The sequence below is a fragment of the Metabacillus hrfriensis genome (assembly GCF_030127205.1).
GTDB classification, from domain to species: domain Bacteria; phylum Bacillota; class Bacilli; order Bacillales; family Bacillaceae; genus Bacillus_P; species Bacillus_P dongyingensis.
The window spans coordinates 4,886,828-4,913,413 of the sequence record NZ_CP126116.1 but is presented as its reverse complement, the minus strand read 5'-3'; the positions used below and the strand labels follow the sequence as shown (position 1 = coordinate 4,913,413).

The window sequence follows — 26,586 nt, the reverse complement described above, 5'->3', positions numbered from 1 at the left end:
AAAGAGCATACATCTTTCATGTATGCCCTGTACGATTATCTTGGAGGATATGAAGTCATATCATACGGATAATAATAAGCAATTTCCTCATCAAACGTAATATAGTCTAAGTAAACCATTAACAGCAGGTATCTTTTTGCTGTTTTTTGATCGCTTAAAATAATATGATCTCGTCCTGCGGCTTCGATGACACCTTTAAAAATTTTAGAGTTCCACTCTTTGCTGGCTTCAAACGTCATATAGACTGTAGCTACTTTCCCGCGATTTAAACGAAGTATATTCTCAATGTACGATTCCTCTAGCGGCAGCATTCCGCCTTGAGCCTGAGTGGGTGTTTGCTGCTGGCCGCCCTGCTGTTGCTGCTGTTGGGGATAGCCATACTGCGGCTGCTGCTGACGGTAATCATACCCGGCTCCATATGGATTGAAGCCTGCTCCAAACTGATTGTACGCTGAATTCATGTTGTACCTCCTTAGATAGAAAAAATTAAAAAACGTCAGGACAATTTGCTCGAGTAGGCGAAAAGAAAAAGGGCGATTTGAACCTTCCTGTATTCGGCTGGTTATACCAGGTTCCCGGACATTTTCCGAAAGATCCGAAAACCAAAGGGAATTGGCTGCCGGATGAAATCTTTGACCGCTGGTGCCTTTTTTGGCCAAATCAATCCTGCTTTGCCTTGCATCCTGATAATAATAACCCTTTTCTGCAGCCTCAAATCCGCCCGGCTTTTGGAAGATCATCTGGTAAGCGATGTTAGATCCCTAAAATCGAGACATTCAGCACGAACCAGACTTACTCCAACATTTCCAGCCATGAACATGCCGAGCTTGCCATCTCCTTCGCTCTCTGCACGGATCAATCATGCAGGCAGCATAACTTCCTTGATGTATAGGAAATCACTCCCATGTCATCACCTGCCTTATGAAAAAACATCTGGTTGTATAAGGTGATTAGATGAAAAAAATTAGGTCTCACTCATTAATAGGTATGATGGGAAAGGCAGTGTTATGACACTAAGAAAAGCGGAAATGCCTTGGTCAGCTCCGACAGGCAGAGAAGGATCTTCTGAAAAAGGCCCTAGTTTGCTTTTTTTGGCGGAGCCGTCCTGACTGGGGAGTTAGGCGCTGAGGATTGCCGACGGTGCTGTTTTTATTATATATAAAAAGCCCTTGCCGGCTTAGGCAAGGGCTTATACTATCGTTCCTTAGATATGAAAATATCCGTACAATTTATCGGCAGGAAGAATGTTTCCTACAAAGAATGTGCCAAATTCGCCGTAACGTGCGCTGACCTCGTCAAAACGCATTTCGTAAATAAGTTTTTTGAACTGAAGAACATCATCTGAGAATAACGTGACACCCCATTCAAAATCATCAAAACCGACAGAGCCTGTAATAATCTGCTTTACTTTTCCAGCGTATTGGCGGCCGATCATGCCATGGCTGCGCATCAGGCTTTTGCGCTCATCCATCGGAAGCATGTACCAGTTATCCTGGCCATTGCGGCGTTTATCCATCGGATAGAAGCAGACATGCTTTGCTTCAGGAAGAGATGGATAAAGACGGGCAAGCACTTGAGGATTTTGGTATGGATCTTCACCAGCAGGCAAATAGTTGCTGAGCTCTACAACAGATACATATGAATATGCAGGCAGAGTATAATCAGCAAGCTTCGATTTATTAAACTCTGTTTCAATAACATTTAACTCTTCCATAGTAGGGCGCAAAATCATCAGCATAAAGTCAGCTTTTTGTCCGACAATCGAATATAATGCCTGACTGCCTTGCTTTTGATCATCAGCAATTCCCCATTTTTCAAGCAAACCCTGAAACTCATAAATTGCTGCTTGACGCTCGTCACTGCTTACTGTTTTCCAAAGCGCCCAGTTCATTGCGCGGAAATCATGTAAACAATACCAGCCATCTAACGTTTGTGCAGCTTCACTCATATAAGTTCACTCCGTTTCATCATTCTTAATTACCTATTAACTATACCATAGTTTGTCCATTCCATAATGGAAACAGCCTTCATTGTCCATATTATAAAGGAAGTACATAAGTTTAAATGTTAGTTAATTGTGAAAATAAAGAATTTAAGGTGTAAGCGCTCTATTTGCCCGCGGCTGTTTGAATTTGTCTGTAAGTGGAGTATCCTTAATCTTGGATCAATGGATTTATACTAATTAGGAGGTTTTGTAATGTCTGATTTATTTACTCTTTTAAAAGAAAAAGTAACTGGAAAAGAGCTTAAAATCGTTTTTCCTGAAGGAATGGATGAGCGTATTCTTACTGCTGCAAACCGTTTGGCTGGAGAAGGAATTCTAAAACCGATTCTTGTCGGCAGCAATGAGGAGATTACGAAAAAAGCAGATGAACTGAATCTTACGTTAGATGGTGTCGAAATTTATGACCCTAATACATTTGAAGGCATGAACGAGCTTGTTCAATCTTTCGTAGAACGCCGAAAAGGCAAAGCTACAGAAGAGCAGGCGCAAAAAATCCTGCTTGATGAAAACTACTTTGGAACAATGCTTGTGTACACTGGACAAGCTCACGGCTTAGTAAGCGGTGCTGCTCATTCAACGGCAGACACAGTTCGCCCGGCGCTTCAAATCATTAAAACAAAAGAGGGAGTCAAGAAAACATCAGGTGTCTTCATCATGGTTCGCGGCGACGAGAAATATGTATTTGCTGACTGTGCAATCAACATTTCGCCTAATAGCCAAGATCTTGCTGAGATTGCAATCGAAAGTGCAAAAACAGCCGATATGTTTGATATCGAACCTAGAGTTGCTATGCTCAGCTTCTCAACAAAAGGATCTGCAAAATCACCTGAAACAGAGCGCGTTGCTGAAGCGGTAAAAATAGCAAAAGAAATGGAGCCTAACCTTGTGTTAGACGGTGAGTTCCAATTTGACGCTGCATTTGTACCTTCTGTAGCAAAATCAAAGGCACCGGACTCTGTCATCAAAGGCGATGCAAACGTATTTGTTTTCCCAAGCCTAGAAGCAGGGAACATCGGATACAAAATTGCACAGCGCTTAGGAAACTTTGAAGCAGTCGGACCGATTCTGCAAGGCTTGAATGCACCTGTGAACGATCTTTCACGCGGATGTAATGCAGAAGATGTTTATAAGCTTGCACTGATTACTGCTGGACAAGCGGTTTAATAGTGAGAAATGAGAGACAGCCTGAGAGCAGGCTGTCTCTTTTTATGCATCAATATTTCCGATTGTTCATGCTATAATATACATGCTTATAAACTCGGGAGGATTTCATCAACATGTCATTTGAAACCTTATTAAAACAAAATGAATGGAAGATTGTCGATCAGTCCAGTCTCGGACCTCATTTTGATGCGAGACAGTCCTTTGCGATGGATGATACGTTATGTGCAGCGGTCGGGAACGGCACTTCACCTGCAACGGCCCGGACATGGGTTCACCACAAAACGATTGTGCTTGGCATTCAAGATACAAAGCTTCCTTATTTACAGGATGGAATCTCTTATTTAAAAGAACAGGGGTATCGCGTGATCGTACGAAATTCAGGCGGCCTTGCTGTTGTTTTAGATGAAGGGGTTCTTAATATATCACTGATTTTCCCTGAAACTGAAAAGGGGATCGATATCAATCGCGGCTATGACACGATGTGGGACCTGATTAAGCGGATGCTTGCGGACTATGGTACTGAGATAGAAGCAAGAGAAATAACGGGATCTTATTGCCCAGGCAGCTATGACTTAAGCATAGGCGGGAAAAAATTCGCCGGAATTTCACAGCGAAGACTGCGCGGGGGCATCGCTGTTCAAATTTATCTTTGTGCCAACGGCAGCGGAGCTTGGAGGGCGGAATTGATACGCAGATTTTATGAGCTTGCGAAAAAAGGTGAACCGACGAAATTTGTATATCCTCAAATTGTTCCTGAAACAATGGCATCCTTAAGCGAACTGCTTCATGATGAAATTACTGTTCAAACTCTTATGCTGTCGTTTCTGAAAACCTTAAAGGACCTGAGCGGCAGAATTTACGCTGCTGCACTGTCTGTCGATGAACAGGTGCTGTTTGAAAAAAATCTGCTTCGCATGTATGACCGGAATGAAAAAGTGTTTGGAACTGTGCAATAGAAAAACGAACGCATCAGGTTTGTTTCTGATGTGTTTTCTTATGAGCTTAGCAGTATAAAGTTTTGCGCTTCTATGTCTAGCTCCATCACCTAACTCCTAGGCCAGAACAAAATCCCCCAAAAAGTCGAATCGGACTTTTTCGGGGGATTTTGTTCTGTCTGTCGAAGCTGACTTGCTGCTTCCATTTTTCGTACTATTCGGCAAGCTTTTCAAGATTGCCGTTGCGGTCCATTTTAAACTTCGTAGCCGGACGCTCTTCTTCCTCAAATAAAACTAGTTTTCTTGCACGATTCATAATCTTCATTAATGTTTCATAATCTTCTTGAACCATAACAGTATCCTGTTCAAGCTGAGAAACCTTTACAGCCAGATCCTGATTGCGTCTGGATAGCTCATAGTTTTCACGTTTCAATCTCTCATTCTCAAGTTTTAAGGCATTTACATGTTCATTGTTTGAAGAATAAGATTCTAAAAATGCGACAACCTGGTTCATTGTAAGATCTGCAGATGCGGCAGGTGTTCTCCGAGCTGTATATGGAATTTCATAAGATTCTTCTTTATAAACCTCTTCTTTGTAGACAGGATGAGTCACTGCAGGCAGTTCCTCATTATCAATCTCAAAAGATTCAGCTTCTGTCATTTCCGGTGCTGCTTCTGATTCCTGCGGAGAATAAAGCAATTGTTTTTTGGCAGGCTGACCCTTGCCGGTTGCTCTCATCTTTTGTTTGCGCTGTTTTTTTGCAAGCTGAAGCGCTTTTTCATAGTTATGTCTGACTACTGCATTCCAGCGGAAACCGCAGGCAGCTGATGTGCGATTGAGTTTGTCTCCAACTTCTTCAAATGCGTTTAGCTGTGTGCTTCCTTCGCGAACGTGGCGGAGCACGGTTTCAGCCAATAATAAATCATCTTCTTCTGACCAGGCATCTTGTCTTTGCTTCATGGTCTCAACTCCCTTTTTTAAGTTTTAGAAACTATAAAATATTGCGTTTTGATGTCTAGCTTCAGCGCCTTCAAGTCCTTGGCCGGAACGGCTCTGCCAAAAAAGTCAAACCCGGACTTTTCTGCCGGACCTTTATCTGCCTGCCGGAGCGGGGCTTTGCGCTTGCGCTTTTCTTAGATAGATAGTTGTGTATTTTCTTGTTATCATTTTGACCAGAAACTCTGGGCTTTATACAAAAACTTTACAAGGATACTAGATTTTCTTTATTTTTACATTTGTCTATAATGAGAAGTTATTTCCCCCGGCTTGCAATGAGGGTCGATTAACGGTAAAATACCAAATAGTGTTTGAACGTGATTCAATAGAAGGAAAGGGTTGTAAATAAGGTGGCAAATGAATTCAGAATATGCGACGATTGCCAGGCAACCAATATTAAGACGTTGCTCCCCCGCCTGAAAAAGGTTGATCCCGAAGCGAAAATTGATATCGGGTGCCAATCTTACTGCGGTCCGGGAAGAAAAAAATCGTTTGCATTTGTAAATAATCGTCCGCTCTCAGCACCAAACGAGGACGAATTAATGGTTAAGATCGAAACAAAAATCAGTAAATAATATCACCATTGGCTTATCATGCAGTGGTGATTTTTTTATCCGGCTGATTCCTTTAAAAAATGGTTGTTTGCATCAAAAAAGAATCGATATAATGGAAACAAGTCAAGATGGAAGAGGGAAAGCGATGGCCTATCGGAGCGGGAAGTTATCTGAGGAAAAAGTATTTAAAGATCCTGTTCACAGATACATTCATGTACGGGACAAGCTGATCTGGGATTTAATCGGAACGAAAGAATTTCAAAGACTCCGCAGGATCCGTCAATTAGGGACGACCTATTTAGTCTTTCACGGAGCAGAGCACAGCCGCTTTAATCATTCTTTAGGAGTCTATGAAATTGTACGGAGAATTGTAGACGATGTGTTTAAAGGGCGTCCTGAATGGAATGAGGATGACCGTCTGCTTTCGCTTTGTGCAGCACTGCTGCATGATCTCGGACATGGTCCGTTCTCGCATTCTTTTGAAAAAGTGTTTCATTTGGATCATGAAAAGTTCACGCGTGACATTCTTGTTGGAGAGACAGAAGTGAATGAGGTGCTAAGCCGCATGGGAGATGATTTTCCGAAGAAGGTATCGGAAGTCATTGCCAAAACGTATGAAAATAAACAGGTTGTAAGCCTTATTTCAAGCCAGATTGATGCTGACCGCATGGATTACCTGCAGCGGGATGCCTATTTTACAGGCGTCAGCTATGGTCATTTTGATATGGAGAGGATTCTCAGGGTCATGAGGCCTCGCGAGGATCAGGTCGTGATTAAGCAAAGCGGCATGCATGCAGTCGAGGATTACATTATGAGCCGTTACCAGATGTATTGGCAGGTGTACTTCCACCCGGTAACCCGCAGTGCAGAAGTAATTTTGACGAAAATCCTTCATCGTGCAAAACAGCTGCACAAAGACTATTACTCATTTAAGCAGGATCCCATTCACTTTTACTCCATTTTTGAAGATGAAGTGACAACTCAGGATTATCTGAAATTGGATGAATCAGTTGTTCTGTACTATTTTCAGCAGTGGCAGGAAGAGACAGATCCTATATTGAGAGATCTTTGCACAAGATTTATGAACCGGAATTTGTTTCAATATGCCGAGTTTAATCCGGCAGCCACAATGGAAATGAAAAAGCTAATGGAGCTTACGGCTCTCTTTAAAAAGGCAGGCATTGATCCTGACTATTATTTAGTTGTTGATTCATCTTCAGATCTTCCGTATGACTTCTATCGCCCGGGAGAGGAAGAGGAGAGGCTGCCGATTCATTTGCAGCTGCCGAATGGGGACCTGCGTGAGCTTTCCCGTCAGTCTGAAATAGTAGACGCGATATCCGGAAAACGCAGAACAGACCATAAGCTGTATTTTCCATTAGATCTCATTCAAGATATGTCAGCAAAACGAACGGCCAAGAAACGGATTTTGGAATTGTTAAACTTATAAAAAAAGAGAGATAGTGTGAAAATACAAGGTTAGGAGTGTTGGGGTTTGCTTAACGAACACGCAAAACTGATGAAGGTGTTCTCTTCATCAGGAGAAATCACCGGACGGAAAAAGCTTCAGAAAATGATCTATATCGCAAAAAAAATCAATCTTCCTTTTTATGAAAAGTATGACTTTCATTTTTACGGACCTTATTCGGAGGAGCTTACTCTCAGAATTGAAGAGCTGTGCAATTTGGGCTTTCTGAACGAAATGCATGAGAAAAAAGGCGGCTATTTTCAATACCGCTACTCCCTGACAGAAGCAGGCGAGGAATTTTTAACTCATTATGAGCTCGAGATGCCTCCTCTTAAAGAATGTATGGAGGACTTAAACAGCCAGTCAGCAAGATTCCTGGAGCTCGTATCTACGGTCCTTTTCTTTGACACTCTTGAAAAAGAAGAAGTGAAAGAGAAGGTATTTACCCTGAAGAGCAAGCAAAAATACACAGAAGAAGAAATTGAACAGGCGTATGCGTACATAGAGTCCATTCGCACGAAGGTTGTTCAATAAAAGAGTTCCCGCGGTCATATTTGGCTCCGGGATTTTTATTATGCCCAGGGAGGGTTAGCGGCTGGAAGAAGATGCTGCAGTTGAGATAACGAATTGGAACCTGAGCAGATTTGAATAGTCCTGTTCCTTATTTATAGCCTAAAATGACATTTTATTAGCTGATTTCCCAAGATTAATAGCGTAAATCTTATATTATTTAGCTAAAATCCGGAATCAATTAGCCAAGCAGATGAATTCATATTTGTGAATGTCGCTAATACTGAAGTTTTGTATCTATATTTGCCCCTTTCTGGCTGAAAACAAAGTTTAATTGCTGAAGCAAATCAAAAATTTTTAATATGGAATTTCTCTGCTCTTTAGAAATAAAAAACCGGCCCTCTCCAAAGAGGCCGGTCTTCCTTATATGTACTTAATCCTCGTCACTCAAACGCTTACCGTTCACAGCATAATGATTTTTGCTCATTTCCTCAATGAAAATCGCAATCTTTTCTGCAGGAGCACCTGTTGTTTCAGATACAGCAGCGGTTACTTTTTCGACTAGAGCTTTTTTTTGTTCCTCTGTACGGCCTTCAAGCATTTTTACCGTTACGTATGGCATGTTGATCTCTCCTTTTTCTATCGTAGTTGGATTCTTCTATAGTATACTTGATGGAGGATAGAATGTTTAGCGAAGCCGCTTGCAAAGGAGAATGATTGGTGGAGTTTTTGGCGTTTGATTTAGAGCTTATTCCGTATGTGGTGATTGTTTTGGCGCTTGCGTTTACGGTTCATGAATTTGCACATGCATATGTAGCATATAAATTTGGAGATCCGACTGCGAAGAATCAGGGGAGACTGACCCTGTCACCGTTTGCCCATCTTGATCCGATTGGTACACTGCTGATCTTCATTGCCGGTTTTGGCTGGGCGAAGCCAGTGCCTGTGAACCGGTTTTATTTCAAGAATCCGCGCCTTGCGGGTGTTCTCGTCTCTGTAGCAGGACCATTAAGCAATTTGGTCATCGCTTTTATTGGGCTTGCTGTTTGGTATATACTTTTAAGTACAGGTGCTTTATCTTCCTTGTCTTCAGGGATGGCGGAAGGCCTGCATCAGTTTTTCAACATTTTAATTTTCCTGAATATCACGCTGTTCATTTTTAATCTTTTTCCGTTTCCGCCGCTTGATGGATACCGGATTATTGAAGATTTGGCCCCGTCAGGAATTCGGGCAAAAATGACGCAGTTTGAAAGCTACGGCATGGTTGTCTTTTTAATTTTAGTGTTAACACCTTTGGATAAATACACAATACAGCCAGCTTTCTCTTATGGGACTGATATTGTTATGACTGTTTTTGAATCAATACTTAACCCGTTTTTCTAGGAGGTCATTTCTTTGGAACAAGATAAAAAGAAAAAAAAGATTGGTTTTAATATCATTAAAAGCGATCCGACGGACGGTCACGGCGGATACGGAGTCGGCGCACTCAGCCTCGATAACATTTCACCGGTTTTCGTTGATGTAACCGAAGGGGAAGCGTTTGTGGACATCGGTGCGATGCATGCCAGAAGTGTTGTTGAAAAAGGAATCAAGTTTCTTCCGAACAAAGAAGAGGTACCAAACGGAAAGCCGTTCTGGCTCGTATGGGTGACCATCGACCGCAAGCCTGAGGGACCTTATTATGCAGGTGTTACTGCATGTGAAATGACAGTAGACCGTGAAATCAGAAGAGGGTATAAATCACTTCCTGAGCATGTAAACAAAATGGATAAATCCTTAAAGCGCCACATTATGGTTGAGCATATGGATGATGCGTCAAAAGGTATATTAGTGAACTTCCTGAAAAACCATAATGCAGATATGTGGAAAAATTCCAGTCAGGAGCTAAAAGCAGGGCTCGGAGAAGCGTGACAATTCTGTGACGTTTATGTGAACAAATTGTCAAATTCTTGAGCTTTAAATCGCTTATTAGTAAACTGAACATAGCTTATAAAGCTAGGACACGAAAAACCCCGGACCGTATGAGGTCCGGGGTTTTTCATGTGGCTGACGAGAAATTGACAGAATGTCGAAAATAAATCACTTATATTCGCAAATAAATGTTAATCCCACCATCTCAAGACTTTCTTATACCATGTTTTATCCTGATTTTTAGGAGCTTTTGCAGGAGGCTCGCTCTGTTTTCCATGCTCCAGATGCTCAGTGCAGTACTCTGTCGGCTCAGTACCCCTTACAAAATAAGCAAATCGCTTAACCGGACAATCGTCTGATGCAAGCTTGCCTGTTTTAGGATTGATATAAACGCCAATCACGCCTTTAGGGGGATTAAATGCTTTAACTGATTGATCTTCCAGTGCTTCTTCCATAAAATCGGCCCATATTTGTTTGGCGTACCCTCTTTCAGCAACAAGATCAATCGTTTTGTCTTTATCATAGCCCGTCCAGATGCCCGCCACCAGCTGCGGAGCAAAGCCGATCATCCAGCTGTCAGCTTTTGTCGTTCCGGATTTCCCTGCATACTCGCGGGAGAGCTTCGGAATAATGGTGTGGCCTGTTACGGACGTATAATCATTCAATTGTTCATCAAACATGCCTGTCATCAAATGCGAGGTAACGAACGCCGCCTCTTTATTTAAGATTTGTTCCTGCTCTTTTTCATTCTGATAAATCACGTTTCCTTCTGCATCCTCAACCTTTTTAATAAAAGAAGGTTCAATCCTCTTGCCGCCATTTGCGAGCATTCCATAACCGTTCACCATTTCAGACAATCGCACTGGCGAGGTTCCAAGAGCAAGGGATGGCACATGTGATAATTTGCTTGTCACTCCGAAGCTTTTAGAGGTCTGAATCAGCTCATCCATTCCAAGATAAAGGTGAGTCTTAACGGCGAATATATTATCCGAAAGTGCTATTGCCTGAGCCAATGTAATGTCCCCGTTTGCATAATACCCGTTGTAATTGCCAGGTTTATAGCTTGATTTGCCGTCTTCAAACTTAAATGTGTAAGGTTCGCTCCTTAAAAGGGTAGAAGGGGTGAATCCTTTATTTACGGCAGCATAATACAGAAACGGTTTCATCGTTGAACCAGGCTGTCTTTTTGCCTGTGTTGCGCGATTAAACGTACTTTCTGCATAATCACGGCCGCCAACAAGAGCCTTCACGCTGCCTGTTTTTGGATCCATTGCCATGAACCCGACCTGGATGTCAGATGCATCATTAATGACATCTGCAATCTTTTCTTCAGCTATTTTCTGCATATCTGGATCTAAGGTAGTGAAAATTCTTAAACCCCGCGTTTCAATCGTTGTCTGATCTAGATTCAGCTTTTTTGACAGCTCATTCATAACCGCATCCTGAAAATAAGGAGCAATGTCTGCTGTTTTCACATCTTTCACAGAACGGTAGCTGAGCGCTTCATTATACGTCTGATCAGCTTCTTTTTGGCTGATTATTTTTTGATTCACCATCGTTTTCAAAATAAGACCCTGCCTGCTTTTTGCCCGCTCTTCATTTTCAAAGGGCGAATAAAGGCTTGGCGCTTTTGGAATACCTGCAAGCATAGTTGCTTCACTGATGGATAATTCACTTGCGGATTTGTCAAAATAATAATTGGCTGCAGCTTCTGCGCCGTAAGCGCCATGACCGTAATAAATCGTATTTAAATAGCCTTCTAGAATCTCCTCTTTGCTGTAATTCAGTTCAAGTCTGACAGTGTAGAACGCTTCTGTCAGCTTACGTTTCCATGTTTTATCGTGAACCAAAAACAGGTTTCTCGCATATTGCTGGCTGATTGTGCTCGCTCCCTGAACCTTGGCCATTGCTTTTAAATCAGCAAGAGCAGCTCCTGCTATCCGTTTGTAGTCAAAGCCGTTGTGATCATAAAAATGACGGTCTTCTATCGCAACAGTAGCTTCAATTAAGGAAGGAGAAATCTCATCTAGATCAACCCAGTACCTTTTACCGCCGTGATGGGTCTTTCCCATCTCAGATCCATCATTTGCATACATAATAGAAGATTGCTGAACAGACAGGGAAGGAGCTCCCTGCCATTTCGCCGTGAGCAGAATCGCCGCAAGGACAATTGATGCTATGAAAAATAATATAAGGCCAATAAATATTGCCGCACGCACAGCTTTTATCGTGATTTTCAATCGTCTGGGTGTGATGATTTCCAATTTCTCCACCTCGTTTCCTCATCTGTTCTGTTTCTTTAAAAATTTAAGTGCAGTAGATCATGTCCTGCACTCTTGTTCAGCTCGAGCGCCTAACCAGCTGCGAAAAAGACAATTTTCCTCACGAGCTGGCCAAGGAGCTTTCGCTTTTCTTACCAGTATGAGGATTTCCAAGGTTTTTTAAACCTTCTCTATTAAAATTCTTCTTGCAATTTTGCTAGATTCATCTATACTTTTTCCTGAGGTTTTGAACTCGAATTTTGGCGAATTGTATTTGTTGATTAGGGTATAATCGTAATTAGGGCTTTAAGAAAATTGATATAGAAAGGAAGTTTTAAAATGGGAGGACATTGGTTTACAGAAAAGCAAACCGAGAATTTCGGCATCACGATCAAAATTAACCGCACTTTACATACAGAGCAAACTGAATTTCAAAAATTAGATATGGTAGAAACAGAGGAGTTCGGCAACATGCTGCTTTTAGACGGCATGGTTATGACTTCACAAAGAGACGAATTTGTTTATCATGAAATGGTAGCGCACGTTCCTTTATTTACACATCCAAATCCTGAAAACGTACTTGTAGTCGGAGGCGGAGACGGCGGAGTAATCCGTGAAATTATGAAGCACCCAAGCGTTAAGAAAGCAACACTTGTTGATATTGACGGCAAAGTAATCGAGTACTCTAAAAAGTACTTGCCTGAAATTGCAGGAGAGCTTGAAAACGAGCGCGTTGAAGTGAAGGTAGGCGACGGGTTCATGCATATTGCAAAGAGCGATAATGAGTATGATGTCATTATGGTTGACTCAACAGAGCCAGTTGGACCTGCTGTTAACCTATTCTCAAAAGGCTTCTATGCAGGCATTTCAAAAGCGTTAAAAGAAGATGGCATCTTTGTTGCCCAATCGGATAACCCTTGGTTTACGCCTGAGCTTATTCAAAACGTACAGCGTGATGTAAGAGAAATTTTCCCGATTACACGTTTATATACAGCAAACATCCCAACATATCCAAGCGGTCTTTGGACATTTACAATCGGTTCAAAAAAATATGATCCATTAGAAGTAAGCGAAGAGCGTTTCCATGAAATTGAAACAAAATATTATACAAAAGAGCTTCATAAAGCAGCGTTTGTCCTGCCTAAATTTGTAGCAGACTTAATCAAATAATTGGGAGGAAATACGATGCGTTTTGATGAAGCCTATTCAGGCAATGTTTTTATTAAAAGTCATCCAACATTTGAAGATAGTGAAGCTGTCCTTTATGGAATGCCGATGGACTGGACAGTCAGCTATCGCCCGGGTTCAAGATTCGGTCCAACCCGCATCCGCGAGGTTTCAATCGGTCTTGAGGAATACAGCGCGTATTTAGACCGCGAGCTTGAAGAAGTGAAGTATTTTGATGCAGGGGATATTCCGCTTCCATTCGGAAATCCGCAGCGAAGCCTTGATATGATCGAAGATTTCATTGATAAAGTTTTGGCAGAGGACAAGTTCCCGCTCGGTATGGGCGGGGAGCATCTTGTATCATGGCCTGTTATCAAAGCGATGTACAAGAAATACCCAGATCTTGCGATTATCCATATGGATGCACATACGGATTTGCGCGAAGAGTATGAGGGAGAGCCTCTTTCTCATTCAACGCCAATCCGCAAAGCCGCAAATCTGATTGGACCACCAAACGTTTACTCATTTGGTATTCGTTCCGGCATGAGGGAAGAATTCCAATGGGCAAAGGAAGCCGGCATGCACATCTCTAAGTTTGAAGTACTTGAGCCTTTAAAAGAAGTGCTGCCAAAGCTTGCAGGACGCCCTGTCTATGTAACAATTGATATTGATGTACTAGATCCGGCTCACGCACCCGGTACAGGTACGGTAGACGCTGGCGGTATTACATCAAGAGAATTGCTGGCATCCATCCATGCCATTGCAAACTCGGATATTCACGTAGTGGGCGCTGATCTTGTAGAGGTAGCTCCAATCTATGATAACTCAGAGCAGACGGCTAATACGGCAAGCAAATTGATTCGTGAAATGATTTTAGGTTGGGTGCAAAAGCGTCCTTAAATTTGAGGAGAAGCTCCAGATGTGACTGGGGCTTTTTTCTTATATAGGAATATTTGCTTAGAAACGTATAAATAATGTCAGAACGTCAACCATGAATACGACCTGCCATCCTATTGAACTTTTTCCATGAAATCTTTATACTAGATAAGTTAATAGCGGATACTTTAAAAGGATGTGTCAAAATGACGGTCAGTAAACCAGTTCAAATTATCGTGAAAACCGAGATCAGCCAGGGTGATGATTCAGAGAACCTGGAGCTTTTTACGAACGGTGAACACTATGTTAAAAATAACGCCTCCTATTTAAGCTATCACGAGGAACACGAGTACGGAAAAGTAAAAACCGTCGTTAAATTCAAAGACGACGAGGTTTTTATTATGAGGTCCGGATCCATCTCAATGAAGCAGCGCTTTATTGTAGGATCCGAAACGATCACGAATTATCAGACACAATTCGGACAGCTCCAGCTTGAAACCACTACTGCAGCGATTTCCGTCCGCACGATGGAAGGGAAATCAAACGGCATCATCAAAGTTGATTATGAATTGCAGATTGGCGAAGAAGATTCGCATTTACATACTTTACATATCATGTTTAGGGAGGAAAAAGGATGAACATCGTTGATCAAGTAAAAGAACGGTTAAAAGGTGAAATTAAAGCGTCAGTGCTTAAGGCAGGCCTGGCAGAAGAAAGTCAAATTCCGGATGCTATTCTTGAGCTGCCTAAGGATAAAGCCCATGGAGACTATTCCACAAATATGGCGATGCAGCTTGCACGCGTTGCTAAGAAAGCACCTCGCGCAATTGCAGAAGACATTGTTGCTTCGTTTGATAAAGGAAAAGCATCTATAGAAAAAATTGAAATCGCAGGACCAGGATTTATCAATTTTTATATGAACAACTCATACTTAACAGATCTTATCCCATCCATTCTTGAAGCTGGTGACTCTTATGGAGAGGTCAATATCGGCAATAAAGAGAAGCTTCAAGTTGAATTTGTATCTGCTAATCCGACTGGAACTTTGCATTTAGGACATGCGCGCGGCGCAGCAGTCGGCGACTCTCTTTGCAATATCCTTGAAAAAGCGGGCTATGATGTTTCACGTGAATACTACATCAATGATGCAGGAAACCAGATTAACAACCTTGCGCTTTCAGTTGAAGCCCGTTATTTGCAGGCTCTCGGACAGGATGCAGCAATGCCTGAGGACGGCTATCATGGTCAGGATATCATCGAAATCGGCAAAAAGCTTGCTGATGAATTCGGCGATCGTTTTGCAAATGAAAGCAAAGAAGAGCGTCTTGGATTTTTCCGTGAATACGGATTGAAATTCGAGATGGATAAATTGAAAAGGGACCTGGAAGAATTCCGTGTGCCATTTGATGTGTGGTATTCAGAAACCTCCCTTTACCATAACGGAAAAATTGATCAGGCTCTTCAAGTACTCCGTGAAAAAGGCCACATTTTCGAAGAAGATGGCGCAACATGGTTCCGTTCCACTGTGTTCGGAGACGACAAAGACCGTGTATTAATTAAAAATGACGGCTCTTACACGTATTTAACCCCGGATATCGCTTACCACAAAGATAAGCTTGACCGTGGATTTACTAAGCTGATCAACATTTGGGGAGCAGATCATCATGGCTACATCCCGCGCATGAAGGCTGCTATTGAAGCCCTTGGCTATGAAAAGGATACTCTTGAGGTTGAAATTATTCAGCTTGTTCACCTTTACAAAAACGGCGAGAAAATGAAAATGAGCAAACGTACAGGCAAAGCTGTTACAATGCGTGACCTGATGGAAGAAGTAGGTCTTGACGCTGTTCGTTATTTCTTCGCAATGAGAAGCGCAGACACACACATGGATTTTGATATGGACCTTGCTGCATCACAATCCAATGAAAATCCAGTTTTCTATGCACAGTATGCACATGCACGGATTGAAAGCATGCTGCGTCAAGGAGCAGAACAAGGATTATCTTATGACGCTGTTTTGAATTTCACAGATGTTTCATCTGAAAAAGAAATTGAACTGCTGAAAATACTCGGTGAATTCCCGCAGGCAGTGGCAGAAGCAGCAACAAAACGCATTCCGCATCGCATCACAAATTACGTGAATGATGTGGCATCTGCTCTGCACAGCTTCTATAATGCAGAAAAAGTACTGGATCCAGAAAATGAAGAGAAAAGTAAAGCGCGCTTGGCTCTAATGAGAGCAACGCAAATTACGCTGAAAAATTCACTTTCATTAATCGGTGTTTCTGCACCAGAAAAGATGTAATTTTGTAGGAACGGCCATTGGCCGTTCTTTTTTTGTTTTCTAGGTTGTGTGAGTTGGATGCAAGTTTCCGCGAGTTGAACCGTGATTCTTGCGAGTAGGAGAAGGGTTTTTGCTAATAGAATGGCGTTTTTTGCGAGTTGAGTGCTTTTGAACCGGGTCTGAAACCCAATGCAGCTGAATTTCTCTTTATAAAGTCAGCTGCATCTACGATAAAATGGCCAACGGCAGCTAGAAATAGGCATTTTTATGTAGTTTTCTCGTTTGAAATTGAGGTTTGCGAGTTGGATGATCTTTTTCGCGAGTTGAACCGTGATTCTTGCGAGTAGGAGAAGGGTTTTTGCTAATAGAATGGCGTTTTTTGCGAGTTGAGTGCTTTGGAACCGGGTCTGAAACCCAATGCAGCTGAATTTCTCTTTATATAGTCAGCTGCATCTACGATAAAATGGCCAACGGCAGCTAGAAACAGGCATTTTTATGTAGTTTTTTCGTTTGAAATCGAGGTTTGCGAGTTGGATGATATTTTTCGCGAGTTGAACCGTGATTCCTGCGAGTAGGAGAAGGGTTTTTGCTAATTGAAAGGCGTTTTTTGCGAGTTGAGTGCTTTGGAACCGGGTCTGAGACCCAATGCAGCTGGATTTCTCTTTATATAGTCATCTGCATCTACGATAAAATAGCCAACGGCAGCTAGAAACAGGCATTTTTATGTAGTTTTTTCGTTTGAAATCGAGGTTTGCGGGTTGGATGATCTTTTTCGCGAGTTGAACCGTGATTCTTACAAGTTGGAGAAGGGTTTTTGCTAATTGAAAGGCGTTTTTTGCGAATTGAGTGCTTTGGAACCGGGTCTGAGACCCAATGCAGCTGAATTTTTCTTTATATAGTCAGCTGCATCTACGATAAAATGGCCAACGGCAGCTAGAAACAGGCATTTTTATGTAGTTTTTTCGTTTGAAATCGAGGTTTGCGAGTTGGATGATCTTTTTCGCGAGTTGAACCGAGATTCCTGCGAGTAGGAGAAGAGTTTTTGCTAATAGAATGGCGTTTTTTGCGAGTTGAGTGCTTTGGAACCGGGTCTAAAACCCAATGCAGCTGAATTTTTCTTTATATAGTCAGCTGCATCTACGATAAAATAGCCAACGGCAGCTAGAAACAGGCATTTTTATGTAGTTTTTTCGTTTGAAATTGAGGTATGCGAGTTGGATGATCTTTTTCGCGAGTTGAACCGTGATTCCTGCGAGTAGAAGAAGGGTTTTTGCTAATAGAATGGCGTTTTTTGCGAGTTGGGTTCTATAGGACCGGGTTTCAAACCCAATACAATAAGTATTGGCTTTTCATAAAAACAGAATCACAGGGCAAAACCCTGTGATTCTGTTACCAATTGATTGAACCGCCGCTTAGCCGTTTTACCCCGCGAATAGCTGAAATCTCTTCAACAAGCTTCAAAACAGCTCGGTCCTTCTGCTTCGCCTCAATCATAAAATCACAATCCATTTCCATCTCCTTCAGCTTTTTCAGAAGGGGCATGATAAAATCCAGATCTACGTAATCAGCGTGGCTTCTGAATTCTTTTTCAGTCTTAGGGGAGGATATATGTATTTTTGGCTTGGCCCCTTTGCCTTTCCACGTTTTTTCAAATCTTACCAGCAGCTCTTCCAAATCATCTTCATCTAATTTGTTCGCGCAGTAGTGATGATAATCAAACATAAGCGGAATTCCTTCATTTTCACAAATGGCAAGCGTTTCAGATGCAGTATATGTTTTGTCGTCATTTTCAAGAGTCATCCGCTGCTTGATATCCTGTGGAAGCTTCTTTATATTGCTGTAAAACCGTTCTGTTGCTGTTTTTTTATCCCCATAGGCTCCGCCAACGTGAATATTGATATAACCTTCTTTTTCAAGTCCCATGCCTTTTAGCAGGTCATAATGGTACTGCATATCGATAACCGCATTCTCCGTAATATGAGGCTTGTCGCTTGTGAATAATGTAAACTGATTCGGATGAAAACTTGTTCTCAGGCTGTTTCTTCGTACAAGATCCCCGATTTCTTTTAAAATGTCCCGAAAAGGGGTGAGAAAATCCCATTTCACATCTGGATGAGTGGCAAGCGGAACCAGGGATGATGAGAAACGGTAAAGTTCGATTTGATGTGCGATATTGTAATGAATCATCCGCAGAGTATGCTCCAAATTCTGCTTTGTAACCGAATGGAGCGCTTCTATCCCAGCCTCTTCATCAAGCTTGGAATAGCGGGCAAACGTCAGTGATTTTGAAGGAGAGCAGTCCCACAAGTTTAATGCACTTGATACATATCCGAATCGAATGAACATATAACTGCTCCCTTTCCTTATGAAATGGCCTATAAAAAATGAGAAATCATGGTGGCAACTGCTTCTAATCCTTTTTGTGCAATAGGTCTTTGAGTAAATTTGTCATAGGTCAGCTGCACAGAACCTCTAATATCATCGTTCACCGTAGTCTTCACATATTTAATAAATTCCTTGTCATAAATAAGACAGTTCATCTCATCATTTAAATAAAGGCTGCGCTTATCAAAATTAGCTGTTCCAATATCGCATAGCTTATCATCAACAACAATGACTTTTGCGTGATAAAAACCATAATAATATTGATAAATCTCACAGCCCGAAAGAATCAGGGGGCCAAAGTAAGGAAAGGAGGCCTCTTTGACAAAAGGATGGTCCGCCCTCATTGGCACAAGTATTTTAATATCTACTCCGCGCCTCCTTGCTTTTATCAGCTCTTCCTGTATTTGTTTGCCCGGTATAAAATAAGGCGTGCAAATCATAAGCTCTTTTTGTGCCTGCTTGATGAACGATAAAAAATGGCCTTCTAAACTTTGACCGTAGGTAGAAAGGAATTGATGTTCAAGCGTGCCTTGTGAGAGGGGAGGAAAGTAAGCTTGAACAGTCTTAAGATCTTCATCTGTCGCTTCATGCCAATCACGTAAAAATTGTGATTGGAGATCCTGCACACCTTCACTTGTTACGCGCAGGTGATAATCCCGCCAAAAACCAAGCTTAGGATCCTTTCCTAAATACTCTTTTCCAATATTGAATCCTCCAGAATAACCGATTTTTCCGTCAATAACAGTTATCTTACGGTGATTGCGTGCCTGAAGAGTATAAAAAAAGTAAGGAGGAGCGGGGTTATGTGTATACGAAAATGAAATTCCGCTCTTTTTTAATTCTTCAATTTTCTCTTTTTTAAGTGATTTGCTTCCAACATAGTCCAGAAGGAGTCTGACCTCGATGCCCTGTTCTGCTTTTTTAATGAGAAGGGCAAGAAAGTCGTCGCTGTCAGGGTCATTTTTTACAATATAAAATAACACATGGATCGAATGTGTGCTATTTTCGATGTCCGCAAACAATTTTTTATAAAAGTGTTCACCCACAATATATAATTCAATATCACTTTTTCTCAGGGGATACTTCATTTCATTTAAGCTGCGGAGATGTTTTTTTCTTCCAAAGTAATAGTCGAGCCTCAGCCAAACAACAAATATCAATGCGATTAATCCTATTAGTAACATGCTGTTCAACGTAAGCCCTCCTTATCGCTTTATCATCTACCTATTATGTTTTACGTCTTGCAGAAAAATTATCAGCATAAAATCATTGACTGAATGCTCATTCATTATTATCATGTAAATATAGGGTAAGATTCAGAAAATTACATGGATTTTAAGTTTTTAGAATGATGGGGCAATGGGAGTATTCAGCACAGAAACGGGGGAGACAAATTGGAAGCACTGTTATGGATCAATTTTGCTGCATTCATACTTGTAACCGCTTACGGAGCGAGTTTGTTTATTTACTTAATCCGTTCAAGAATGGCATACATCAAGCTCGGGAAGAAAACAGAGTTTGATCAGCAGTTAAATGAAAGACTGAAGAACATTATGGTCAATGTTTTCGGTCAAAAGAAGCTCCTCAAGGATAAAAAAAGCGGCATCATGCATGTGATGTTCTTTTACGGGTTTATTCTAGTACAGTTTGGAGCGCTTGACTTTATTATTAAAGGCTTATTGCCAGACAAACACCTTCCCCTTGGACCGCTTTATCCAGGCTTCACTTTCTTTCAGGAACTTGTCACTTTGATGATCCTGGTTGCGGTAGTATGGGCTTTTTACCGCAGGTACATTGAGAAGCTTGTGCGGTTAAAGAAAAACTTTAAAGCAGGTCTTGTTTTAATCTTTATCGGCGGCTTAATGCTGTCGGTTCTGCTCGGTAACGGAATGAACCTGATCTGGCACAATCATGAATTAACATGGACAGAACCAATTGCTTCAAGCTTTGCCTATTTGCTGAGCTTTGTCGGCGAGACAGGCGCTGCTGTTATCTTCTACATTTCATGGTGGGTGCATTTGCTGATTCTTTTAACGTTCTTAGTTTATGTGCCTCAATCAAAGCATGCTCACTTGCTTGCGGGTCCGGCGAATGTTTACTTCGGCCGTCTTTCAAACCCTGGAAAGCTTGAGAAGATTGATTTTGAGGATGAATCACAGGAATCATTCGGTGTTGGGAAAATTGAAGATTTCAAACAAACACAGCTGATTGATTTATATGCATGTGTCGAATGCGGTCGCTGTACAAATATGTGTCCTGCAACGGGAACAGGCAAAATGCTTTCTCCGATGGATTTAATTTTAAGGCTGCGTGATCATTTAACGGAAAAAGGGGCAGCAGTAACGTCAATGTCACCATGGGTGCCAACGTATGCTTTTGCCGGCACTAAGGGCAATCAGCTTGCAGCCATGGCATCAGGACAGGGCTCTCAGGAAGCAGCAGCGACGATTGAATATAACCCAAGCCTCATTGGCGAAATCATCACAGAAGAAGAAATCTGGGCTTGTACAACATGCCGCAACTGTGAAGATCAGTGTCCTGTTATGAATGAGCATGTAGACAAAATTATTGATATGCGCCGTTATCTAGTCTTGACAGAAGGAAAAATGGATCCTGATGCTCAGCGCGCCATGACAAACATCGAACGTCAGGGCAATCCATGGGGCCTTAACCGAAAAGAGCGTGAAGATTGGCGCGAGGCGCGCGACGACGTTCATGTTCCAACGGTAAAAGAAATGAGTAAAGCAGGCGAAGAGTTTGAATACCTGTTTTGGGTTGGATCCATGGGATCTTACGATAACCGCAGCCAGAAAATCGCATTATCTTTTGCGAAGCTTCTAAATGAAGCTGGAGTGAAGTTTGCGATTCTTGGAAACAAGGAAAAGAACTCGGGAGATACGCCTCGCCGCCTTGGAAACGAATTTTTATTCCAGGAGCTTGCGACGAAAAATATTGATGAATTTCAGAAGAATGAGATCAGGAAAATTGTCACTATTGATCCGCATGCGTACAATATTTTCAAAAATGAGTATCCTGATTTTGGACTAGAGGCAGAAGTGTTCCACCATACAGAGCTTCTAGCCAAGCTTGTAGAGGAAGGAAGACTTGTTCCTAAATTTGAAGTGAATGAGACGATTACCTTCCATGATTCCTGCTATTTGGGACGCTACAACGAAGTATATGAGCCGCCTCGCGAAATTTTGAAGTCCATACCGGGTGTGAAGCTTGTTGAAATGACCCGAAACCGTGAAACGGGAATGTGCTGCGGTGCAGGCGGCGGACTTATGTGGATGGAAGAGGATGCCGGTTCACGTATAAACGTGGCAAGAACAAATCAGGCGCTTGAAGTGAACCCGACCGTCATCAGCTCTGGCTGTCCATATTGCTTAACGATGCTGAGCGACGGAACGAAGGCAAAAGAAGTTGAAGAAACAGTAAGCACGTATGATGTAGCAGAACTTCTTGAAAAAGCGGTTCTCGGCGAGAAAAAAGAGAGCGTTGCTTAAAAGGAATTTCAGCATAAATGGAGAATGACAGAGATAGATATATAGGAAGGTGGAGCGATTTCGTTTCACCTTCTTCCCTGGGGGTAAGCTGAGCGAGCGTTCAATCGGAATTTTGTAAACGTTTTCTTATAAAAGAATTGAGGGGATGAAGAATGATGAATCGAACAGTGATCGTAAGCGGTGTTAGAACACCATTTGGAAAATTTGGAGGAGGCCTCAGTTCCCTTACGGCCTCAGAGCTTGGAGGCATTGCCATTAAAGAAGCCTTGAAGCGTGCAAATGTAAACGCGGAAGAGGTGGATGAAGTTATTATGGGATCTGTTCTGCAAGGCGGTCAGGGGCAAATTCCTTCCCGTCAGGCTGCAAGACATGCAGACATTCCCTGGAACGTAAAAACAGAAACCATCAACAAAGTATGTGCATCAGGAATGAGAAGTGTCACGCTGGCTGATCAAATCATCCGTGCAGGAGATGAAGAGGTCATTGTAGCAGGCGGAATGGAATCAATGAGCAATGCTCCGTACATCATGCCTAAAGCAAGATGGGGCCTGCGTATGGGAGATGCCAAGGTTCAGGATTTAATGGTCCATGATGGTCTTACGTGCAGCTTTACTGGGGTTCACATGGGCACGTACGGAAATGAAACAGCATCAGACTTGGAAATTTCAAGAGAAGCACAGGATGAGTGGGCACTAAGAAGCCACAAACGTACAGTTGCAGCGATCGAATCAGGGAAATTGGGCGAAGAAATCGTGAGTGTAGAGATTCCGCAGCGTAAAGGGGATCCCCTTAAAATAGAGCACGATGAAGCTCCGAGAAAAGATACATCGATTGAAAGATTGTCTAAGTTAAAACCAGTCTTTAATCAAGCCGGCACCATTACGGCAGGAAATGCACCGGGAGTCAATGACGGCGCGGGAGCTCTTGTACTGATGAGCGAAGAACGTGCAAAGCAAGAAGGAAAGCAGCCGATTGCGGCGATTATCGGACATACATCCATTGCGCTTGAAGCGAAGGATTTTCCGAAAACACCAGGACTTGTCATTCTTGAGCTTCTGAAAAAAACAGGCAAGAAGCTTGAAGAAATTGATTTGTTTGAAATAAATGAGGCATTTTCAGCAGTCGCTTTAGCAAGCAATCAGCTGGCGGGACTCGATCCTGAAAAAGTAAATGTAAACGGCGGAGCCGTAGCTCTAGGGCATCCAATTGGAGCGAGCGGGGCACGAATCATAATTACATTAATTCATGAGCTGAAAAGACGCGGCGGCGGAATCGGCATTGCGGCAATCTGCAGCGGCGGAGGCCAGGGCGACGCAATTATGGTAGAAGTATAAGCGTTAAAACGAACAAGGGGGATGTACATGAGTATTCAAAATGTAATGGTTATCGGGGCAGGTCAAATGGGTGCAGGCATTGCGCAGGTTTGTGCAATGGCAGGATACAAGGTTTACTTGAATGATTTAAAAGAAGAATTCGTTCAAAAGGGATTTGCTGCGATTGATAAAAATCTTCAAAGACAAGTAGATAAAGAAAAAATGACAGCGGAGCAAAAGCACGAAATCTTAGGCAGATTGACAGCTTCCATAGATCTTCAGGATGCAGCACAAACAGATTTAGTGATTGAGGCAGCTGTTGAAAATATGAAGATCAAATCAGATATTTTTGCGAAGCTTGATGAGATTACACCAGAGCAGACCATTCTTGCGACAAATACTTCTTCTTTGCCAATTACAGAGATCGCAGCCGCAACAAAGCGTCCTGAAAAAGTAATCGGCATGCATTTTATGAATCCGGTGCCTGTGATGAAGCTGGTTGAAATTATCCGCGGTCTTGCAACGAGTGAAGAAGTCTATCAGGCGATTGAAGATATGACGAAAACATTGAAAAAGGTTCCGGTTGAAGTCAATGATTTTCCGGGTTTCGTCTCAAACAGAATTCTGATGCCGATGATCAATGAAGCCATCTACACTCTGTACGAAGGGGTTGCAGAGAAAGAAGCGATTGATGAAGTGATGAAGCTCGGAATGAATCATCCGATGGGCCCGCTCACACTTGCTGACTTTATCGGTCTTGATACATGTCTTTATATTATGGAAACACTTCACGAAGGCTTTGGCGATGATAAATACCGTCCATGTCCGCTTCTTAGAAAATATGTAAAAGCTGGATGGCTTGGCCGCAAAACTGGCAGAGGTTTTTATTCATACGAGGGTTAATCAGACATCACAGGGGGACAGGACATGAATATTCGCTTCACAGAAGAGCAGGAAATGATGAGGAAGATGGTTCGGGATTTTGCTCAAACAGAAATCGAGCCGTTTGTTGAAAAAATGGAGCAGGGAGAATTTCCAAAAGAGATTCTCCGTAAAATGGGTTCACTTGGTCTAATGGGAATTCCAATACCTGAGGAATACGGCGGGGCAGGTATGGATTTTACCTCTTACATTATTGCCATCCACGAGCTATCAAAAGTAAGTGCGACAGTCGGGGTCATTCTAAGCGTTCATACATCAGTCGGCACAAATCCGATTCTTTATTTTGGATCAGAAGAGCAGAAAAAGAAGTATATTCCAAAGCTTGCAAGCGGCGAATACTTAGGGGCTTTCTGTTTAACGGAGCCAGGATCAGGATCTGACGCAGGCAGTTTAAAAACAAAAGCGGTTAAAAAAGACGACAAATACATTTTGAATGGATCTAAGGTGTTTATTACAAATGGAGGAGAAGCAGACACGTATATCGTGTTTGCGTCAACAAATCACGCGGCGGGCACAAAGGGGATTTCAGCATTTGTTGTTGAAAAGGATACGAAGGGCCTTGTGATTGGGAAAGATGAGCACAAAATGGGGCTTTATGGGTCACGGACTGTCCAGCTTTCCTTCGAAGATGCTGAGGTTCCGTTTGAAAACCTTCTTGGGGAAGAAGGAGACGGGTTTAAAATTGCCATGGCCAATCTGGATGTGGGGAGAATCGGAATCGCTGCCCAATCACTTGGCATCGCGCAGACTGCGCTTGAGAACTCCATCAACTATGCAAAAGAGCGTGTTCAATTCGGCAAGCCGATCGCGGCTCAGCAAGGCATCGGTTTTAAACTTGCAGACATGGCAACAAGTGTTGAATCCTCTGAACTTCTGACATACAGAGCCGCTTTCTTAAGGCAGAACGGACTTCCTTGCGGAAAAGAAGCGTCAATGGCTAAGCTGTTCGCCTCAAAAACAGCGATGGAGGTTGCCATAGAAGCGATTCAAGTATACGGCGGCTATGGCTATACAAAAGATTATCCGGTCGAACGTTACTTCAGGGACGCAAAAGTGTGCGAGATTTATGAAGGAACCAGCGAGATTCAAAGAATCGTCATCAGTAAACATATCTTAAATTAATCAATACGGGGGATGAAATAGATGTTTTTTAAACTATCAGATGAGCATGAAATGATTCGCAAAATGGTAAGAGACTTCGCTAAAAATGAAGTAGAGCCTACAGCTGCAGAACGCGACGAGGAAGAGCGTTTTGACCGTGCACTTTTTGACAAAATGGCGGAGCTTGGCTTAACAGGCATTCCCTGGCCAGAAGAATACGGCGGCATTGGCAGCGACTACTTAGCGTATGTCATTGCGATTGAAGAGCTTTCACGAGTGTGCGCGTCGATTGGAGTTACCTTATCTGCCCATACATCACTTGCGGGCTGGCCTGTTTTCAAATTCGGAACAGAAGAACAAAAACAGAAGTATTTGAAGCCAATGGCACAGGGCGAAAAGATCGGCGCTTACGGATTAACTGAGCCAGGTTCAGGCTCTGACGCAGGCGGCATGAGAACGACGGCTAAATTAAACGGCGACCATTACGTACTTAATGGTTCTAAGATCTTCATCACAAACGGAGGAATTGCCGATACGTATATCGTGTTTGCTGTAACAGATCCTGAAAGCAAGCATAAAGGCACAAGCGCGTTTATCGTTGAAAAAGACTTCAAGGGCTTCTCTGTGGGCAAGAAAGAAAGCAAGCTTGGCATTCGTTCCTCGCCGACAACAGAAATCATCTTTGAAGATTGCATCGTGCCAAAAGAAAACCTGCTTGGTCAAGAAGGAGAAGGCTTTAAAATTGCCATGATGACACTTGACGGCGGTCGAAATGGAATTGCTGCTCAAGCTGTCGGAATCGCCCAAGGCGCTCTTGATGCTTCTGTTGCTTATGCGAAAGAACGCCAGCAGTTCGGAAAACCGATTGCGATGCAGCAGGGTATTGGCTTTAAATTGGCTGATATGGCTACAACGGTTGAAGCATCCCGTCTCTTAACCTATCAGGCTGCATGGCTTGAATCAGAAGGGCTGCCTTATGGAAAAGAATCGGCCATGTCAAAGCTTTTTGCAGGGGATACGGCAATGAAGGTGACAACAGAAGCTGTTCAGGTTTTCGGCGGCTACGGCTATACAAAAGATTACCCAGTAGAACGGTATATGAGGGATGCAAAAATCACTCAAATCTATGAGGGAACACAGGAGATTCAAAGATTGGTGATCTCTAGGATGATTACAAAATAAGAGGACAATTAAAACAGGGAGGCGG

At 42.5% G+C, this 26,586-nt stretch carries 23 protein-coding genes and 1 pseudogene; 16 read left to right on the top strand and 8 right to left on the bottom strand.

The features are described 5' to 3' along the window. Positions 1-35: 35 nt before the first annotated feature. The 3 genes and pseudogenes from gerQ to hemQ all read right to left on the bottom strand — a co-directional run bounded on the left by gerQ (position 36) and on the right by hemQ (position 1,948). A complete protein-coding gene (gene gerQ, locus QLQ22_RS24290) occupies positions 36-461 on the bottom strand; it encodes a spore coat protein GerQ (RefSeq protein ID WP_223438697.1) in 426 nt (141 codons plus the stop codon). Positions 462-486: 25 nt separating this feature from the next. Then, a pseudogene (locus tag QLQ22_RS24285) lies at positions 487-859 on the bottom strand (cell wall hydrolase). 345 nt (positions 860-1,204) lie between these two features. Then, on the bottom strand, positions 1,205-1,948 hold the full coding sequence (hemQ, locus tag QLQ22_RS24280; RefSeq protein ID WP_223438696.1) for a hydrogen peroxide-dependent heme synthase: 744 nt from the start codon (positions 1,946-1,948) through the stop codon (positions 1,205-1,207). A 249-nt stretch (positions 1,949-2,197) separates the two neighbouring features. Here hemQ and pta point away from each other — a divergent pair, with 249 nt between their 5' ends. After that, positions 2,198-3,169, top strand: coding sequence for a phosphate acetyltransferase (pta, locus tag QLQ22_RS24275; protein WP_223438695.1), 972 nt, complete (start codon positions 2,198-2,200; stop codon positions 3,167-3,169). 113 nt (positions 3,170-3,282) lie between these two features. Continuing rightward, complete coding sequence (gene lipL, locus QLQ22_RS24270; RefSeq protein WP_223438694.1) at positions 3,283-4,125, top strand: octanoyl-[GcvH]:protein N-octanoyltransferase; 843 nt, start codon at positions 3,283-3,285, stop codon at positions 4,123-4,125. A gap of 193 nt (positions 4,126-4,318) precedes the next feature. Here lipL and QLQ22_RS24265 read toward each other — a convergent pair whose 3' ends face one another. Continuing rightward, positions 4,319-5,065 carry an RsfA family transcriptional regulator gene (locus tag QLQ22_RS24265; protein ID WP_223438693.1) on the bottom strand — a complete coding sequence of 249 codons (747 nt, stop codon included), beginning with the start codon at positions 5,063-5,065 and terminating at the stop codon, positions 4,319-4,321. Positions 5,066-5,451: 386 nt separating this feature from the next. Here QLQ22_RS24265 and QLQ22_RS24260 point away from each other — a divergent pair, with 386 nt between their 5' ends. From QLQ22_RS24260 to QLQ22_RS24250, 3 genes are all read left to right on the top strand, one after another. Then, positions 5,452-5,676 (top strand): YuzB family protein, encoded by a 225-nt coding sequence (locus tag QLQ22_RS24260; RefSeq protein WP_223438692.1) that lies wholly within the window; start codon positions 5,452-5,454, stop codon positions 5,674-5,676. Positions 5,677-5,800: 124 nt separating this feature from the next. Next, on the top strand, positions 5,801-7,105 hold the full coding sequence (locus QLQ22_RS24255) for an HD domain-containing protein (protein ID WP_223443751.1): 1,305 nt from the start codon (positions 5,801-5,803) through the stop codon (positions 7,103-7,105). Positions 7,106-7,150: 45 nt separating this feature from the next. Beyond that, a complete protein-coding gene (locus tag QLQ22_RS24250; RefSeq protein WP_223438691.1) occupies positions 7,151-7,657 on the top strand; it encodes a YwgA family protein in 507 nt (168 codons plus the stop codon). Between the two features lie 409 nt (positions 7,658-8,066). On the opposite strand, the gene QLQ22_RS24245 is transcribed toward QLQ22_RS24250, so the two are convergent. Then, complete coding sequence (locus QLQ22_RS24245; protein ID WP_101567289.1) at positions 8,067-8,255, bottom strand: 2-hydroxymuconate tautomerase; 189 nt, start codon at positions 8,253-8,255, stop codon at positions 8,067-8,069. A gap of 95 nt (positions 8,256-8,350) precedes the next feature. On the opposite strand from QLQ22_RS24245, the gene QLQ22_RS24240 reads away from it, so the two are divergent. Beyond that, positions 8,351-9,016: a site-2 protease family protein gene (locus QLQ22_RS24240; RefSeq protein WP_223438690.1), complete on the top strand. Its 666-nt coding sequence runs from the start codon at positions 8,351-8,353 to the stop codon at positions 9,014-9,016. A 12-nt stretch (positions 9,017-9,028) separates the two neighbouring features. Continuing rightward, positions 9,029-9,544: a YwhD family protein gene (locus QLQ22_RS24235; protein WP_223438689.1), complete on the top strand. Its 516-nt coding sequence runs from the start codon at positions 9,029-9,031 to the stop codon at positions 9,542-9,544. 191 nt (positions 9,545-9,735) lie between these two features. Here QLQ22_RS24235 and QLQ22_RS24230 read toward each other — a convergent pair whose 3' ends face one another. After that, positions 9,736-11,808 (bottom strand): transglycosylase domain-containing protein, encoded by a 2,073-nt coding sequence (locus tag QLQ22_RS24230; protein ID WP_284016943.1) that lies wholly within the window; start codon positions 11,806-11,808, stop codon positions 9,736-9,738. Positions 11,809-12,144: 336 nt separating this feature from the next. Between QLQ22_RS24230 and speE the strand changes: the two genes are divergently transcribed. From speE to argS, 4 genes are all read left to right on the top strand, one after another. Then, positions 12,145-12,975, top strand: a complete 831-nt coding sequence (gene speE / locus QLQ22_RS24225; protein ID WP_223438688.1) for a spermidine synthase — start codon at positions 12,145-12,147, stop codon at positions 12,973-12,975. Between the two features lie 15 nt (positions 12,976-12,990). Beyond that, a complete protein-coding gene (speB, locus tag QLQ22_RS24220) occupies positions 12,991-13,872 on the top strand; it encodes an agmatinase (RefSeq protein WP_223438687.1) in 882 nt (293 codons plus the stop codon). Positions 13,873-14,054: 182 nt separating this feature from the next. Next, the gene (locus QLQ22_RS24215; protein WP_284015752.1) at positions 14,055-14,486 is read left to right on the top strand and encodes a YwiB family protein; all 432 of its coding nucleotides are present in this window, start codon (positions 14,055-14,057) and stop codon (positions 14,484-14,486) included. Next, positions 14,483-16,153, top strand: coding sequence for an arginine--tRNA ligase (gene argS / locus QLQ22_RS24210; protein ID WP_223438685.1), 1,671 nt, complete (start codon positions 14,483-14,485; stop codon positions 16,151-16,153). Before QLQ22_RS24215 ends, argS begins: the two co-directional genes overlap by 4 nt. 1,368 nt (positions 16,154-17,521) lie before the next feature. On the opposite strand, the gene uvsE is transcribed toward argS, so the two are convergent. Both uvsE and cls read right to left on the bottom strand, forming a co-directional pair. After that, positions 17,522-18,478: a UV DNA damage repair endonuclease UvsE gene (gene uvsE / locus QLQ22_RS24205; RefSeq protein ID WP_223438684.1), complete on the bottom strand. Its 957-nt coding sequence runs from the start codon at positions 18,476-18,478 to the stop codon at positions 17,522-17,524. Between the two features lie 29 nt (positions 18,479-18,507). Further along, entirely contained in the window at positions 18,508-19,701 is a 1,194-nt protein-coding gene (gene cls / locus QLQ22_RS24200; protein ID WP_223443747.1) for a cardiolipin synthase, read from the bottom strand. Positions 19,702-19,911: 210 nt separating this feature from the next. On the opposite strand from cls, the gene QLQ22_RS24195 reads away from it, so the two are divergent. The 5 genes from QLQ22_RS24195 to QLQ22_RS24175 all read left to right on the top strand — a co-directional run bounded on the left by QLQ22_RS24195 (position 19,912) and on the right by QLQ22_RS24175 (position 26,561). Continuing rightward, positions 19,912-22,023, top strand: a complete 2,112-nt coding sequence (locus QLQ22_RS24195) for a (Fe-S)-binding protein (protein WP_223438683.1) — start codon at positions 19,912-19,914, stop codon at positions 22,021-22,023. Between the two features lie 155 nt (positions 22,024-22,178). Further along, the gene (locus QLQ22_RS24190) at positions 22,179-23,357 is read left to right on the top strand and encodes an acetyl-CoA C-acetyltransferase (protein ID WP_223443744.1); all 1,179 of its coding nucleotides are present in this window, start codon (positions 22,179-22,181) and stop codon (positions 23,355-23,357) included. Between the two features lie 27 nt (positions 23,358-23,384). Next, positions 23,385-24,239 (top strand): 3-hydroxybutyryl-CoA dehydrogenase, encoded by an 855-nt coding sequence (locus QLQ22_RS24185; RefSeq protein ID WP_252207728.1) that lies wholly within the window; start codon positions 23,385-23,387, stop codon positions 24,237-24,239. Between the two features lie 24 nt (positions 24,240-24,263). Next, positions 24,264-25,400 carry an acyl-CoA dehydrogenase gene (locus QLQ22_RS24180; RefSeq protein WP_284015750.1) on the top strand — a complete coding sequence of 379 codons (1,137 nt, stop codon included), beginning with the start codon at positions 24,264-24,266 and terminating at the stop codon, positions 25,398-25,400. A gap of 21 nt (positions 25,401-25,421) precedes the next feature. After that, positions 25,422-26,561 (top strand): acyl-CoA dehydrogenase, encoded by a 1,140-nt coding sequence (locus tag QLQ22_RS24175; RefSeq protein ID WP_223438680.1) that lies wholly within the window; start codon positions 25,422-25,424, stop codon positions 26,559-26,561. The last annotated feature ends 25 nt before the right edge of the window (positions 26,562-26,586 follow it).